The 15,654-nt window shown below is 33.8% G+C and carries 12 protein-coding genes; 5 read left to right on the top strand and 7 right to left on the bottom strand.

What is annotated here, in order from left to right; genetic code table 11:
• Window positions 1-15 precede the first annotated feature (15 nt).
• The gene (locus JK636_RS12050; protein ID WP_202749261.1) at window positions 16-2,067 is read left to right on the top strand and encodes a methyl-accepting chemotaxis protein; all 2,052 of its coding nucleotides are present in this window, start codon (window positions 16-18) and stop codon (window positions 2,065-2,067) included.
• A gap of 36 nt (window positions 2,068-2,103) precedes the next feature.
• Here JK636_RS12050 and JK636_RS12045 read toward each other — a convergent pair whose 3' ends face one another.
• Window positions 2,104-2,520 carry a hypothetical protein gene (locus tag JK636_RS12045; protein WP_202749260.1) on the bottom strand — a complete coding sequence of 139 codons (417 nt, stop codon included), beginning with the start codon at window positions 2,518-2,520 and terminating at the stop codon, window positions 2,104-2,106.
• A 346-nt stretch (window positions 2,521-2,866) separates the two neighbouring features.
• Between JK636_RS12045 and JK636_RS12040 the strand changes: the two genes are divergently transcribed.
• A complete protein-coding gene (locus tag JK636_RS12040; RefSeq protein WP_202749259.1) occupies window positions 2,867-3,964 on the top strand; it encodes an RNA ligase RtcB family protein in 1,098 nt (365 codons plus the stop codon).
• A gap of 48 nt (window positions 3,965-4,012) precedes the next feature.
• On the opposite strand, the gene JK636_RS12035 is transcribed toward JK636_RS12040, so the two are convergent.
• A complete protein-coding gene (locus JK636_RS12035) occupies window positions 4,013-5,257 on the bottom strand; it encodes an aminopeptidase (RefSeq protein WP_202749258.1) in 1,245 nt (414 codons plus the stop codon).
• Between the two features lie 173 nt (window positions 5,258-5,430).
• Here JK636_RS12035 and JK636_RS12030 point away from each other — a divergent pair, with 173 nt between their 5' ends.
• The 3 genes from JK636_RS12030 to JK636_RS12020 all read left to right on the top strand — a co-directional run bounded on the left by JK636_RS12030 (window position 5,431) and on the right by JK636_RS12020 (window position 7,875).
• Window positions 5,431-6,369 (top strand): CPBP family intramembrane glutamic endopeptidase, encoded by a 939-nt coding sequence (locus JK636_RS12030; protein ID WP_202749257.1) that lies wholly within the window; start codon window positions 5,431-5,433, stop codon window positions 6,367-6,369.
• Between the two features lie 111 nt (window positions 6,370-6,480).
• A complete protein-coding gene (gene rpsA / locus JK636_RS12025) occupies window positions 6,481-7,662 on the top strand; it encodes a 30S ribosomal protein S1 (RefSeq protein ID WP_202749256.1) in 1,182 nt (393 codons plus the stop codon).
• Window positions 7,663-7,683: 21 nt separating this feature from the next.
• Window positions 7,684-7,875, top strand: coding sequence for a hypothetical protein (locus tag JK636_RS12020; RefSeq protein ID WP_202749255.1), 192 nt, complete (start codon window positions 7,684-7,686; stop codon window positions 7,873-7,875).
• A gap of 264 nt (window positions 7,876-8,139) precedes the next feature.
• Here the strand turns inward: JK636_RS12020 and JK636_RS12015 are convergent, their stop codons facing one another.
• From JK636_RS12015 to JK636_RS11995, 5 genes are all read right to left on the bottom strand, one after another.
• Window positions 8,140-9,129, bottom strand: a complete 990-nt coding sequence (locus JK636_RS12015) for a polysaccharide deacetylase family protein (protein WP_243428218.1) — start codon at window positions 9,127-9,129, stop codon at window positions 8,140-8,142.
• 125 nt (window positions 9,130-9,254) lie between these two features.
• Window positions 9,255-11,696, bottom strand: a complete 2,442-nt coding sequence (locus tag JK636_RS12010) for a glycogen/starch/alpha-glucan phosphorylase (protein ID WP_202749254.1) — start codon at window positions 11,694-11,696, stop codon at window positions 9,255-9,257.
• Between the two features lie 88 nt (window positions 11,697-11,784).
• Window positions 11,785-13,215 carry a glycogen synthase GlgA gene (gene glgA, locus JK636_RS12005; protein ID WP_202749253.1) on the bottom strand — a complete coding sequence of 477 codons (1,431 nt, stop codon included), beginning with the start codon at window positions 13,213-13,215 and terminating at the stop codon, window positions 11,785-11,787.
• A 24-nt stretch (window positions 13,216-13,239) separates the two neighbouring features.
• A complete protein-coding gene (glgD, locus tag JK636_RS12000; protein ID WP_202749252.1) occupies window positions 13,240-14,352 on the bottom strand; it encodes a glucose-1-phosphate adenylyltransferase subunit GlgD in 1,113 nt (370 codons plus the stop codon).
• Between the two features lie 33 nt (window positions 14,353-14,385).
• Complete coding sequence (locus tag JK636_RS11995; protein ID WP_202749251.1) at window positions 14,386-15,528, bottom strand: glucose-1-phosphate adenylyltransferase; 1,143 nt, start codon at window positions 15,526-15,528, stop codon at window positions 14,386-14,388.
• Between the last annotated feature and the right edge of the window lie 126 nt (window positions 15,529-15,654).

The following is a 15,654-nucleotide window of genomic DNA, read 5'->3' as shown; positions in this document are numbered from 1 at the left end:
AAAGAGGTGACAAACATGAAAATAAAAAGTATCAGAAATAAAATTTTGCTTTCAGTATTGCCTGTATTTATTGTAGTAATAGGTGTATTAGTGTTCTTAAGCTATGATAGAATTTCAGCATTAATGAATTCACAGATAAAAAGTGATATGCAAAATCAGCTAGCTACGAACGTGAATGAAATTGAAAAAAGGCTTCAAAGACACGAAAAGGTAGCACAAGGTGCTGCAAAAACAGCAGAAGCAGCAAGTACAGTATTAAGCAAAGATAATTATGCGGATTTTTTAAAAAGTATAATTGCAACAAATGATGATACTTTAGGATCTGGAATTTGGTTCGAGCCGTATAAATATAATTCTAGTAATAAGTTTTTTGGACCTTATGCCTACAAAGATAGCGGAAAGATAGTATATACTGATGATTATAGCAAAGATGACTATAATTACATAAAGTATGATTGGTACAAGGCTGGAACGACGACCAATGGTACAGTATGGTCTGACGCTTATTTGGACGATGTAACAAAGATATCAATGATAACTACTACAGTTCCTTTTTATGATAAGAACAAGCAATTTTTAGGGGTTGCTACTGCTGATATTAATCTTACTACTATACAAGACATGGTTAAGAATATAAAGGTTGGTGAAAAGGGTAAAGCTTTTATAATAGATAAGAATGGAACTTTTATAGCAGATAAAGATACTGATAAAGTTATGAAGGTTAAGATAAGTGAAGACAAAAATTCAAGTTTATCAGAACTGGGTAAGACAATGCTTGGTAATAAATCAGGACAAGGCACTTATAAAGATGAAAGTGGTAATAATATAGTTTATTATTCTTCTGTTCCAGAGACAAATTGGAAGATTGCATTAAGTATTCCTGAAAGCGAGCTTATGGCTCCTGTTAAGAAATTTGTTATTAGTATGTCTTTATTGACAGTTATATCCATAGCTGCAGTTATAGCACTTATAGTATTCTTTGCATTCTATTTAACAAAGAGCATCAATAAAGTTAAAGACTTTGCTATGGCAATTGCAGAGGGAGACCTTACAAAGCAGATTGATATAAAGACTCATGATGAGATAGGTAAAATGGCAGGCTATTTGAATACGATGTCGCAAAATATGAACGATATGGTTAAAGAGATACTAGCTCAGTCTACAGAAGTTGCAAGTACAAGTGAGGAGCTTTCTGCAAGCGTTGAAGAAATGACCGCTAAGTTAAATATAATAGAAGGATCGGTTAGAAATATTGATGATGGTATTCAAGAGTTAAGTTCAACTACTGAAGAAATAACAGCTTCTATGGAAGAGGTTGACTCAAGTATCAATGTTCTTTCAGGTAAAGCTGAGGATGGAAGCAGTTTATCAAATGATATAAAGAACAGGGCGGAAAAAATTCAGAAAAACAGTAAAGAAGCTAGTGAGAAATCAGAACTTCTTTATAGAGATAAGCAAAATAAGATACTTCAGGCTGTTGAGGATGGCAAAGTAGTTGAAAAGGTAAAAGAAATGGCTGATATTATTGATAGTATAGCTTCACAAACAAACCTGCTTGCTTTAAATGCAGCTATAGAAGCAGCAAGAGCTGGGGAACAGGGCAAAGGCTTTGCAGTAGTAGCAGACGAGGTAAGAAAGCTTGCAGAGCAGTCAACTCAGGCTGTTTCAAACATAAAGGACACAATTGCTAAGGTTAAAGATGCTTTTGATAATCTATCTGATAATACTCAAGAAGTTGTAAGTTATATAGACAGCACAGTAAAACTAGACTATGAAGCTATGGTTGGAGTAGGGAACCAATATGGAAGCGATGCTCAGTATATAAATACAATGTCTGAAGAAATAGCAGCTATGTCTGAGGAAATAACTGCTACAGTATCGCAGGTAAGCACAGCAGTGCAGAATGTAGCAAGTACTACTCAACATTCAGCAGAAAGTACAACTGAAATTTTAAACAGCGTAAAAGAAACCACAGCAGCAATGAATGAAGTTGCGCATAGTGCAGAGACGCAGGCTGAGCTTGCGCAAAAGCTTAACGATATTGTACGAAAATTCAAGGTTAAATAAACTAGAGGACCAGCACAGTTTTAATGTGCTGGTCTTTTAAGATTTATTATTTATTTTATCGAAGTTCCAGGTTTTGACTTTACTATGTTCTTCTGCTTTTTCTTTCTTTATTTTATTTAATAATAAAAATGATATACCGAAAAACGCATACCCTAAGATAGTAAAAATAATTGTTTCATTAGTGTAATGGTTAATGTTAATAAGATATTTGGCTATCATTTCATTAGTTAAACCAGATTTTTGTGCATTAAATTCTGCAATAGCTTGTGGTATTACAATTCCGCCGTAGGAACCTCCTAAAGCACAGACTAATGAGGCAATCAGCAATACTATAAACATAATATTAATCAAAGCTCTGCTGCTGGTATTTACATTAATTAAAAAATTTTTTACAATTAAAACAGTAGACAGTACTGATAAAAGGATAGAAAGAATGGCTAAAACAGTATACAAAGGATCACCCCCATAAGTTATTTGTAACAGTCTAACCAATAATCAGATGTTACAAATATATTAACATAAATTGGATTAAAAGTAAATGTATTATAAATTTATTCTGAATAATCAAATTTATATATGTTTACTAATTAATTTAATAATAAATATGCGTATAATTATTTGCTAGGCTTCTTATTAATTAATGTAAGAACTTTATTGCATTGTATGTAATTAACTTTGAAAGGTTGTGGTTATAATGTTATTAAGAAATATTTTGGTGAGGGAATATATAAGATTATAAAATATCTTAGCATATTCTCTCGCATAGACTTTAAAATTGATTGTTTTTAAAGGAGAGAATATGGAGAGTAAAGTTAAAGTAGTAAAAAGTGAAAAGTCGTGGATAGAGACTGCTGCAATAGATCAGCTTGAAAAAACAGCGGAGCTTGAAGGAATAATAAAGGCTGTAGGACTTCCAGATTTGCATGTAGGAAAAACACCTGTTGGTGCAGCTTATATGACTAAGGATATAATTTATCCTCATATTATTGGAAGCGATATTGGCTGTGGTATGGCTTTGTTTTCAACAGGAATAAATAGAGGGAAATTTAAATTTGATAAAATGTTTGGAAAGCTTTTTAGGCTGGGAGGTCTGGAAAATATAGACATAAGCGAGAAAATAGCAGATATAGATCTGCCTTTTAAAGAGTCTCTTGGAACAATAGGCTCAGGAAATCACTTTGCTGAATTTCAAGAGGTTTCAGAGGTCTTTGATGAAAAAGCCTTTGAGGAAATCGGCATGGAGAAGGGCAGTGTTTATCTTTTAGTGCACAGCGGCTCGAGAGGGTACGGAGAATATATTATTCAAGACTGTATAAGAAAACATTCCTGCCAAAAGGGTTTGAAAACTGACAGTACGGCTTTTAATGAGTATTTGGAAGAACATCAAAAATCAGTTGAATATGCAAGGCTGAACAGAGAACTAGTAGCTCATAGACTTTTGGACACTGTTGGCGGTAAGGATGATAAAAAACTTCTAGAAAGTGTGCATAACTCTATAACAAAAAAGGAGACAGAGGGCGAAATAATATACATTCACAGAAAGGGTGCAGCTCCTTCGGATGTGGGTTATATAGTTATTGCAGGAACCAGAAGTACTAAGTCCTATATTATAAAACCTGAAGAAGGACTTTATGACTACTGTTATTCGGTATCTCATGGCGCAGGGCGAAGATGGCCTAGGTTTGACTGCAAGAAAAGACTTCAACATGTTTATGAGGATAAAATACTTAGGGAAAGAAAATTAGCAGGTACTTTAATTTGTAAAGATAAAAATGTAGTTTATGAAGAGGCTCCTGAGGCTTACAAAAGTATAGAAAAAGTAGTTGAAGATATGGTCAATGAAAAGATGATAAAGCTTGTGGCAAGTTTGAATCCGTTGATTACTTATAAGGTTTAAAAGTAAGAAAGTCCCGAAAGGGACTTTCTGCTATTAATTCTACATTAATTAGAATGCCCAATTTCCATTTCTGAATATAGGCTCTAATTTTCCATCAGCTGTTTCACCGTCAATATTTAAGTCTGGTGAACCAACCATAAAGTCTACGTGAGTTAAGCTTGTATTAGCTCCATTTTTAGTTAATTCTTCTTCACTCATAGAAGCGCCGCCTTCAAGGTTAGTAGGATAAGCCTTTCCTAAAGCAAAGTGACAGGAAGCATTCTCATCAAATAATGTATTGAAGAATATAATATTTGTATTTGAAATAGGAGAATCATGAGGAACTAATGCAACTTCTCCAAGGTAATGTGAACCTTCATCAGTTTCGATAAGCTTTTTCAAGGTCTCATAGCCTTGCTCTGCTGAGAAGTCTACTACCTTTCCGTTTTCAAATTTAAGGGTGAAATTATCGATTAAATTACCGCTGTAGTTAAGAGGTTTTGTGCTTCTAACTGTACCGTTAACTCCATCTCTCTTTGGCATTGTAAATACTTCTTCTGTAGGCATATTTGCTACAAAATATGTACCCTCATAATTGCCACCTTCAACATTGGAACCACCGCCGGCCCAAAGATGTTTTTCAGGAAGCTCAATAGTTAAGTCTGTAACTGGGGATTTATAATGAAGCTTCTTAAAATTCTTGCTGTTTAAATAATCAAGCTTGGAATTTAAATTGTTAGTATGATCTTTCCAAGCTTCAACAGGATTTTCTCTGTCTACTCTTGTAGCTTTAAATATATTTTCCCAAAGCTTTTCTACACTTTTTTCAGCGTCTGCATCAGGAAATACCTTTGCAGCCCATTCTTTTGTAGGAACTGATATAACACACCAAGCAGCCTTGTCTGCCATAACATAGCTTCTATAGCCATCTAATGCTTTTGATGCTGTTTTGTTAGCTACAGATATTCTTTCTGGATCAACTCCTTTAAGAAGATCCGGATTTGAAGCTGAAATGCTTAAAAATCCTGCTCCTTCCTTAGCCATTTCTTCAAGACCTTGTGCTCTCCACATAGGATATTCAGAAAAAGCTTCCTCTGGAGCATTTAGATATTTTATTCTTGTGACTTCTTCATCAGCCCATTCAACATGAACATTTTTAGCACCTGCTTCATAAGCTTTTTTCGCAGCAGCTCTAACAAATTCAGCAGCTGGAAGAGGAGCATTAATAACGAGTGTCTGACCTTTTTGTATGTTGATACCAACCTTAACAGCCAGCTCTGCATATTTTTCAAGATTTTCTTTAAAGTTCTCCATGTAAATTCCTCCTTATACGGTTTTAAAACCACTAATTATCTATATTCTAACATTAATAATGCGCATATAAAAGCACAAAATTATTAGCAAAATAAATACGCTTTATTTTTGCATCCAAATAATGTAAAATGTATATATTGCCATATAATAAATATGGGATAGGGGGTAGAATCATGGCAAAAGTATTTAAAAATAGTAATAATGAATTAAGATCTGGGTGGAAGCTTGCATGCATTATGGCATTATACTTAGGTATTACTTTAGTTCTTCAAATTGTTCTTGGTATGGTACTGGGTATAATTTTTATGCAAGGCACAAGTATAGAGAATTTGAACAGCTCAATTAATAATTTTATTCAACATTCTTCTCAAGGAATGTTTCTAGCTCAGGCAATAGACATGGCCGGCTTTTTAATTGCATTAATAATTATGCTTAAGGCAGTAGATAAAAAAGGCTTTAGAGATATAGGATTTACAGGCATAGGAAGCAATTTTAAAGATTTGGGGGCTGGGCTTTTATTTGGAGCGGTTTCTTTTACAGCAATCTTTATAGTACTATTTGCAACTAAAAATATATCTCTTCAAAACAATATAGGAAATCCAAAGTTTTCATCATATACTTTTTGGGGAATAGGTTTATTTATAATAGTTGGTTTTAAAGAAGAGCTTCTGTCAAGGGGATATTCAATTACTGCATTAAACCAAATGAAAAGACCTTGGTTGTCTGTACTTATATCATCATTAATGTTTTCAGCACTTCATCTGTTTAATCCTAATGTAAAAGCTTTAGGACTTATTAACATAGTTTTTGTAGGTATTCTTTTTGGATATATGTTTATAAAGACTAATAACCTATGGATGCCTATTGGATATCATATAACCTGGAATTACTTTCAAGGAAACGTCTTTGGTTTTCCTGTAAGCGGAAATGAGGCTCATGGTATATATAATATAAATATATTGAAGGATAATATATTAACTGGAGGAGCTTTTGGACCGGAAGCAGGAATACTTACAACTATTGTTATTGCCATTGGAATTTTAATAGTTTGGAGCATGCCAAAGAGAGAAGTTTCCAGAAACAAGGGTTATAAAATGTATGAAAATATATAAGATAGGCAAAATGAGATTATAGATTTTTATATTGTATAAAAATTAATATGCTTGTGATAAAATGGTAGTATTAGAATAAAGTTAACATTATTACATAAAGGAGAGATTTCAATGAGTAACTACGAAGAAGGTTCAATGGAAGAAATGATGGCTGCCTTAGAAGGAGGCCTAAAAAGAATAAATGCTGGTGATGTTGTAAAGGGAACTGTTATATCAGCTTCTAACGACTCAGTTTTTGTTAATATAGGATATATGGCTGATGGCGTTATATCTAGAGAAGAGTTAAGCTATGATGAAGTGGTAAATCCTAAGGATGTTGTGAAACCAGGAGATGAAATATATGTATACATACTTCAGGTTAATGACGGTGAAGGAAATGTTGCCTTATCCAAAATTAAAGCTGAAGAGCATAAGGTTTGGGATGAATTTGAAGAATCCATAAATGAAGGAAAAACTTTAGAAGTTAAAGTCAATGAAGTTGTAAAAGGTGGAGTTACTGCTAATGTAAAAGGTGTTAGAGCATTTATTCCTGCTTCACAGCTTTCTTCAAAATATGTTGAAGATTTAAAGAGCTTTGTAGGAAAGAACTTAGTAGTAAAAGTTATTGAGCTTGATAAGGATAAGAAAAAGGTTATTCTTTCAAGAAAAGAAGTTGAGAAAGCTGAAGCAGAAGTAAAGAAGGGTGAAGTGTGGGCGTCTCTTAAAAAGGGAGAAAGAAGAACTGGCACAGTTACAAGACTTGCTAAGTTTGGAGCTTTTGTTGACTTAGGTGGAATAGATGGCCTTATACATAATCAAGATCTTTCATGGAAGAGAATTTTAGATCCAGCTGAAGTTGTTTCAGTAGGAGATAAGGTAGAGGTTTATGTAATTGATTTTGACAAAGAAAAGGGGAGAATTTCTTTAGGACTTAAGGAAGTTTCAGAGAATCCATGGAACAGTGCAGGAGCTAAATTTAAAGTTAATGATATAGTCCAAGGCACAGTTGTAAGACTTACAGACTTTGGTGCTTTTGTTGAAGTTGCTGAAGGAATAGAAGGTCTTGTACATGCGTCTCAAATATCAGAAGAAAGAGTATCAAAGCCATCTTCAGTTTTAAATGTTGGTGATAAAGTAAAGGTAAAAGTATTGGAAATAGATACCAAGAACCAAAAGATGAGCTTAAGCATTAAAGAAGCTAAAAATACAGAGGAAAGAGAAGAAATAAAAGACTTCTTAGGAGATAAATCTGAAGGTTTAACTTTGGGAGATTTGCTAAAGGATAAATTTAAAGATTTTAAGTTTGAAGAATAAGTTTTTAGGAGCGACGGCATCATGGAAGTTCAAATATTCTTTAAAGGTGAAAAAGAGCCGGTTATTTACACTGGTGACAGAATAGATGTACTGGATTTTGAAATGAACGGTACTAAATACAAGCAGATAAGATATTTCAGAAAAGGCTTTAGTAAAAGCGATCTCGTTGAAGAAAGCAAAGTAAATAAAATTGTTACTAAGGCAGAGAAGTAGATACAATAAGAATGGACTGCTGTAAAACAGCTTAAACCTCTGCGTGTTCTTTAAAGTTTAGGAAACGTTCGCTACACATTATAAGACTAATAATTATTTTTTATACAACTCCTAAATCCTATAAACTCACTTCGTTCAAACAATATAGGATTTTTAACGGATTTGTATAAAAAATAATTAAAGTCTTATTAATGTTCGCTCAATGTTTCTGCAACTTTAAAGAACACGCTAAGTTTTTGCTGTTTTACAGCAGCCCTTATTATTTTATAATTCATCTAAACTTCTAAATTCATACCCTTGCTTTTTCCATTCCTTTAATAGGCTGTCCAAAATTGATGCATTTGTTTTTGACTCTGCATGAAGAAGACATATCATACCCGGTTTGGTTGATTGCAATAAGAACTCTTTAGATTTTTCGGGATCAGGCTGATTATTTACGTCATAATCCTTGTATGCAAGAGAGAAAAATATAGTTTTATAGCCTAGTTTTTGTGTATAGTATAAAGATAATTCACTGAAATCGCCCATTGGCGGCCTGAAGTTTTTAGATAATTTTACTCCGGGAACTTTTGCGGCAGCAGCCTCAACTCCTGTTAGTTCTGTATTGAAAGCATTCTCGTCAGTAAAGTCAGGCATAGATTTATGATGTACTGAATGGTTGCCGATTACATGTCCTTCGTTTGTCATCCTTTTTAAGAGGTCAGAGTTCTTAATACCATTAAAAGAACCGACAATGTATGGAGCCGTTACAAAAAAGGCTGCATGAACATTATTTGCTTTTAATGTATCTAAAATACTTGGAGTATAACCGTACTCATATCCTTCGTCAAAAGTAAGATATATGATTTTCTTCGAAATATCACCAAAGGCATAGCCATGATATTTTGATAATAAAGAAGCACTGCTTTTAGGCGAGTAAGCCCAGGACCAGCCTATTCTTTTAGTATCAAGGGAAGCTGTGTTCGAGACGCTTACTGGTGCTGCAGGCTTAGGAGTTGGATCAGACTGCGTATTACTTTTTTCAGGTTGTTGAGGTATATTTTCAGTAGGATTATTTTTATCAGTGTTATCAGCAGAGGGGTTAGGTAAATTATTTTCTGAATTTGAGTTTTCATTATCACTAGATTGACTAGTGTTTGAATTTATAGCTGTATTATTTGCTGCAACTGCTTGTTTTGTTTTTGTGCTGCAGCCTGAAATTACAGTAGAAACAGCTATGCTTAAAGCTAGTAATATTTTAACTTTATTTTTCAAAAGCTTCACCTCCAATTGTCATATTTAAATAAATATTTATATTTTCATATTATCACAAACCACGTGCAAATTGAATAAAAAACGCATGGATAAGTTAGATAATCCATGCATCATAAATACTATTTTTAATCAATAACAGGTACAGACTTTAATTCTCTAGTACCCCAAATATCTTTAGAGTATTCTCTAATAGTATTATCACTGGAGAAAATACCAGAGTGCGCGATGTTCATTATACACATTTCATTCCATTTTGCTGGATCTCTATATAGCGTATCAATCTTCTCTTGAGCCTTAACATAAGCATCAAAGTCTTTTAGAACAAAGTACTCGTCATTAAACATTAAAAGAGATTCATGAATATTTTTAAATTCACCTGAAGATACGCCTAAAGAACCATCAACTAATTGATCAAGTATTCTTTTAACTCTCATATCGTTATTATAAATATCAAAGGCAGAATAACCTCCGTACTTATTATAACTTATAACTTCGTTCGCTTTAAGACCGAAAATAACTATATTATCTTCCCCTACAGAATCTTTCATTTCAACATTAGCACCATCAAGAGTTGCAACAGTTATAGCACCATTCATCATGAACTTCATATTTCCGGTTCCAGAGGCCTCTTTTGAAGCTGTTGAAATCTGCTCGCTTACATCAGCGCAGGGGATAACTTTTTCAGCTAGAGATACGCTGTAGTTTTCAAGAAAAATAACTTTTAACTTTCCATTAATACTTTGGTCATTGTTTATTTTATTTGCTACAGTATTTATAAGCTTAATAGTCTGTTTTGCAAGATGATAGCTAGGTGAAGCTTTAGCACCAAAGAAGAAGGTTCTTGGAACAATATCAAGATTAGGATTTTCCTTAAGTTTATTATATAAATACATAATATGAAGAATGTTTAGCACCTGTCGCTTATAAGCATGAAGTCTTTTAACCTGAACATCAAAAATTGAATTTGGGTCGATATCAATTCCGTACTTGGCTTTAAGCATATTTGAAAATTGAAGCTTATTTTCTTTTTTTATAGAAGCTATTTTACGTTGCAGAGACTTATCAGTTTTAAAGTTTTCCAGTTTTCCTAATTCATTAGGATTTTTAATCCAATTAGTACCTATAGTATGATTTAGGGCTTCCGTAAGTTTTGGATTTGCTTTCATAAGCCATCTTCTGTGGGTTATGCCGTTAGTCTTATTATTAAATTTTTCAGGGAAAACCTGATAAAAGTTATTAAGTTCCTGATTCTTTAATATCTCAGTATGAAGCTTTGCAACTCCGTTAACAGAATGACTTCCTACTATAGCAAGATAAGCCATTTTAATAACTCCATCATTGATTATAGACATACTATTTATTTTTCCATTTTGACCTGGGTATCTACGAGACAGCTCTTCGCAGAAACGTTTATTTATTTCTTCAATTATCATATATATTCTTGGCAGAAGCTTCATAAACATGTCAACAGGCCATTTCTCAAGAGCCTCGGAAAGTATGGTATGGTTTGTATAAGCCATTGTATTAGTCGTTATATGCCATGCTTCCTCCCAGGATAGTTCTTCTATATCTACAAGTATTCTCATAAGCTCAGCTACTGCAACAGAAGGGTGAGTATCATTTATATGTATTGCAGTATGCTTGTGAAATTCATTCATGGGAAGTCCTGATTTTTTATAGCTTCTAACTATACTTTGAAGTCCTGCACTTACAAAGAAATACTGCTGTTTAAGTCTTAGAAGCCTTCCCTCAAAATTGCTGTCATCAGGATATAAAACCTGCGATATTGATTCTACTGAGGTTCTGTAAGCAGCGGCTTTAAGATAATCGCCTCGGCTGAAGGTTGAAAAATCGAATTCATAGTCTACTGGTTCCGCACTCCATAATCTCAAGGTGTTAACCATATTTTTATCATAGCCAACTACAGGAGTATCGTAGGGAACTGCACGTACTGGTTCATAATTTTCATGAATAAAGGAAAGTCTCCCGGTTTCATAAGTAGCTCTTACATTTCCGCCAAAGCGTACTTCAACAGCTTTATTTTCTTTTTTAATTTGCCATACATTTCCATCTCTTAGCCAGTAGTCAGGTATTTCAACTTGATAGCCGTCAACTATTTTTTGTTCAAATAGGCCATATTTGTATCTTATGCCGCAGCCATGACCAGGAACACCAATGGAAGCCATAGAATCCAAGAAACAAGCTGCAAGTCTTCCAAGGCCGCCATTACCAAGCCCCGCATCATTTTCAACTTCCTCAAGCTCGTTTAAGTCTATGCCAAGCTCGGTTAAACCTTCATAACATAGTTCTCTTATACCTAAGTTCAGAAGGTTGCTGCCTAGAAGCCTTCCTATTAAAAATTCCATAGAAAAATAGTAAACTTGCTTCTCGCCGCTCTCCATGTAATATTTGTTTGTATTAACCCAATTTTCTGTGACATAATCTCTAACTAAGCCACCAAGGGCAAAATACTTATGGAGCTTTGAAGCAGTATCAATTTCTTCAGCAAAGGTGTTCATTAACTTTCGTTTATAATCAGACTTGAATTTTTCTTTATTAAGTTTCATTATGATTCTCCTTTATATTTTGAAAACGTATAAATATCCCTAATATAACAGTAGACAGCAAATACTGCTGTCTACTAAAATTATTATTCTATAATAAGGAATCGTATAGATTTTTGTATTCTAAAGCTGATTTTTTCCAGCTGTTATCTATAAGCATAGCATTCTTTACAAGATTGTTCCACAACTCCTTATTTTCATAAAAATTAAGTGCTCTTTTTATAGTATAAAGCATATCATGAGCATTATAATTTGAAAAGGAAAAACCATTTCCTTCATTAGTATATTCATTAAAGGCATGAACTGTGTCTTTTAGACCACCAGTTTCACGAACAACAGGCAAAGTACCATATCTAAGTGCAAGAAGCTGTCCTATACCGCAAGGCTCGAACAGTGAAGGCATAAGGAACAGATCAGAGGAAGCATAAATTCTTTTTGCAAGAGTATTGTTAAAGGTTATGTTTGCAGAAAGTTTGTCTTTGCTAACCCCAGCGTAGTAGCGTAACATTTCTTCAAATTTTTGCTCTCCAGTTCCAAGCACTACAAGTTGTATATCTAGCGCTAGCAATTCTTCAATAATATGAGCCAGTAAGTCTATTCCCTTTTGTGAAGCTAATCTTGTAACCATTCCTATCATAGGAATATTTTCATTAACAGGAAGGTTTAAGCTTTTTTGAAGTTCTAGTTTGTTTTTTGCTTTACCACTAATATCATTATAATCAAAGTTATAAAATAATTCTTTATCTTCTCTAGGATTAAACAGTTCCGTATCTATTCCGTTTACTATCCCGCTTAAGTCATTGCCTCTAACCTGCATAAGTCCATGAAGACCTTCACCGTAGAATGGAGTTTTTATTTCCTCTGCATAAGAGCTGCTTACTGTGGTTATTTTGTCAGAAAAGTTGAGTCCGCCCTTCATAAAGGAAATACCATCATAATATTTTAACATATCTTCAGAAAAGTAATTATCTCCAAGGCTTAATAAGTCGCCTAAGGTTTCCTTTGGAAAGACTCCCTGGTACTGAAGATTATGAATAGTAAATATTGTTTTAATATCTTTAAATCTAGGATTACCTTTAAAGTGTTCTTTCATTATAGGAGCTATCATGCCTGTATGCCAGTCGTTCAAGTGAATAATATCGGGAGTAAAATCAACCATATGATTAACTGCTTCAAGTGCTGCTCTGGAAAAGTAAGCAAATCTTTCTCCATCGTCATAGAAGCCATAGGAACTTGGTCTCTTAAAATAGTATTCATTATCTATAAAGTAGAAGGGGATACCGTCATATTCCAGATATTGAAGTCCGCCGTATTGATTTCTCCAACCAACAGGAACATTAAAGGTTTCAAGAGTAATCATTTTGTCCTTAAATTCTTGTTTTATATCTGAATACTTTGGGATTATGACTCTAATGTCTACACCCATTTTTCGAAGTGCCTTAGGAAGAGCATAAGCCACATCGCCAAGACCTCCTGACTTTATAAATGGATGAGCTTCTGAAGATGCAAAAAGTATTTTCATAACTAATCTCCTCTTTCTAAAAGTTTATTCAAAGTAAAGCTTCTTTTCGACAACTAAGGGGATATCCATATCACCCTTTAGTTCTTTTCCTTCTTCTATTACAATATTTTTATCTATTATAATATTGCTAAGTTTTGCGCCAGCTTTAATTTCACAGTTTTGCATTATAATACAGTTCTTAATCTCAGCACTTTCGTGTATCTTCACTCTTCTAAATATAACACTGCTTTCGATGCAGCCATCTATTATACAGCCATTAGCTATTAATGAGTTTGAAACCTTTGAAGAGTTTGAGTATTTAGTAGGGGGTTCATCCTGGGATTTTGTGTAGATGAGTCCATTACTGAAAAACAATTCGTTATTTATATTTAAGTTCAATAGGTCCAAGCTCGTTTTATAATAAACCTCAGCAGAATTTATACAGCTTACGTAACCCTTAAATTCATAAGCATTTACTTTAAGATTTCCAAGCTTCTTGTATATAGCTTCTTTAATGGAACTATAATAGCCGGATTTAATACATTCGAGAGTTAGGTTTATAAGAACTTCCTTTTTCATTATGAACATTTCCATAGATATATTGTTTATATTATCTGTGCCTATATTCTTGCCCACACTGAGCACATTGTTATTCTCATCTAAATTTAAAATACTGGAGTCGATAAAGTTTGATTTGCAGTTTTCTGCATGGTTATATATTATAGTAATATCCGAGCCGGAGGCTTCATGGTAAGCAGCAGCTGATTTATAATCTATATTGCAAACCATATAAGAGGAGGAAAGAATAACATACTCTTCTTTGCTTTTATAAAAATACTCTATATTGTTTTTTAAGCTTTCAATTTCATTCATATAATAATTATTCTTGTCTAATTGGAAGATAAATAAACCATTTATTTTCCTGTCTAAATCCCAGGGCTTTCCCGAGCCGATATGATCCATAAGAGATCTTGTTTTTCCATCAGTAAACATTCCTATATTTGTAACACCTGAATTAACCATATTTGAAAGAACAAAATCAATTATTCTATATCTTCCGCCAAAGGGGATGGAGGCTAAGGGTCTATTCCTTGTAAGTCTTTTTATTTTATCGTCATTTTCATTTAACATTAATATTCCCATGTAATTTTTAAGCATAGAGTTTCATCTCCCATCAACCTTGAATTAAATCTATATTTCTGAATATTTGTCTAGTACTCTGCCTTCAGCAACAACTTCAATTTTGCTGCCATCGCCTATTTTAGTATCTTCTTCAATAATAACATCTCCGCCAATAATAGCTTTCCTAACCTCAGAATTATCTTTTATTTTTGTGTTGGCCATTACTACAGAATCAATTACTCTGCAGCCTTTGCCTACATAAACCCCAGAAAATAATACGGAGTTAATTACTTCACCAAAAATTTCACAGCCGTCAGAGATGAGTGAGTTTTTAACTGAAGCAGTTTCTCCAATATACTGGGCGGGCAAGGTTGGGGAGACTGAATAGATTTTCCAGGCTTTATCATGTATATTTAATTCATTGTTATCATCGAGTAAATCCATATTTGCCTGCCATAGACTTTCTATAGTGCCCACATCCTTCCAATAGCCTTTAAAAGGATATGCAACTAATTTTTTGCCTGCTTCAAGCATTTTAGGTATTATATTTTTACCAAAATCATTACTTGATTTTGGATCCTGTTCGTCCTTTATTAAAAACTGACTTAATGCCTGCCAATTAAATATGTAAATACCCATTGAAGCAAGCGTGCTCTTAGGATGCTTTGGTTTTTCTTCAAATTCATATATTTCATAGGTTTCATTTGCATTCATGATTCCAAACCTACTTGCTTCTTCAAGAGATACATCTATAACACCTATGGTTGCATCTGCATTTCTTTGTTTGTGAAACTCAAGCATCTTTGAATAATCCATCTTGTATATGTGGTCGCCAGAAAGAATAAGTACATATTCAGGGTTAAAACTGTCAATAAAGTTCATGTTTTGATATATGGCATTTGCTGTTCCCTTGTACCAATCACCGCCAGATTCACGCATATATGGAGGCAGTATACTTACTCCGCCTTTATTTCTATCAAGGTCCCAAGGAGAACCTATACCTATATGTGAATTTAGGGCAAAAGGACGATACTGGGTTAGAACACCAACTGTATCAATCCCAGAATTTGAACAGTTGCTTAGTGGAAAGTCTATAATTCTATATTTTCCACCAAATGGAACAGCGGGTTTAGCAATTCCTTTTGTAAGTACACCAAGTCTACTTCCCTGCCCCCCTGCAAGGATCATTGCTATCATTTCTTTCTTCTGCATTTTCAATTCCTCCTTTTAATCGGAACACAGAGTAATTTAAGACTCTCGCTCCGCTCGAAAATTACTCGTAAAAGTCCATTTAGGACTTTTACCTCCTTTTAGTCGGAAGCACTGAGCAATTAATCA

Source organism: Clostridium rhizosphaerae (assembly GCF_016765585.1).
GTDB classification, from domain to species: domain Bacteria; phylum Bacillota; class Clostridia; order Clostridiales; family Clostridiaceae; genus Clostridium_AT; species Clostridium_AT rhizosphaerae.
Note: the sequence above shows the minus strand (reverse complement) of the source record. Positions and strands in the feature narration are given on the sequence as shown.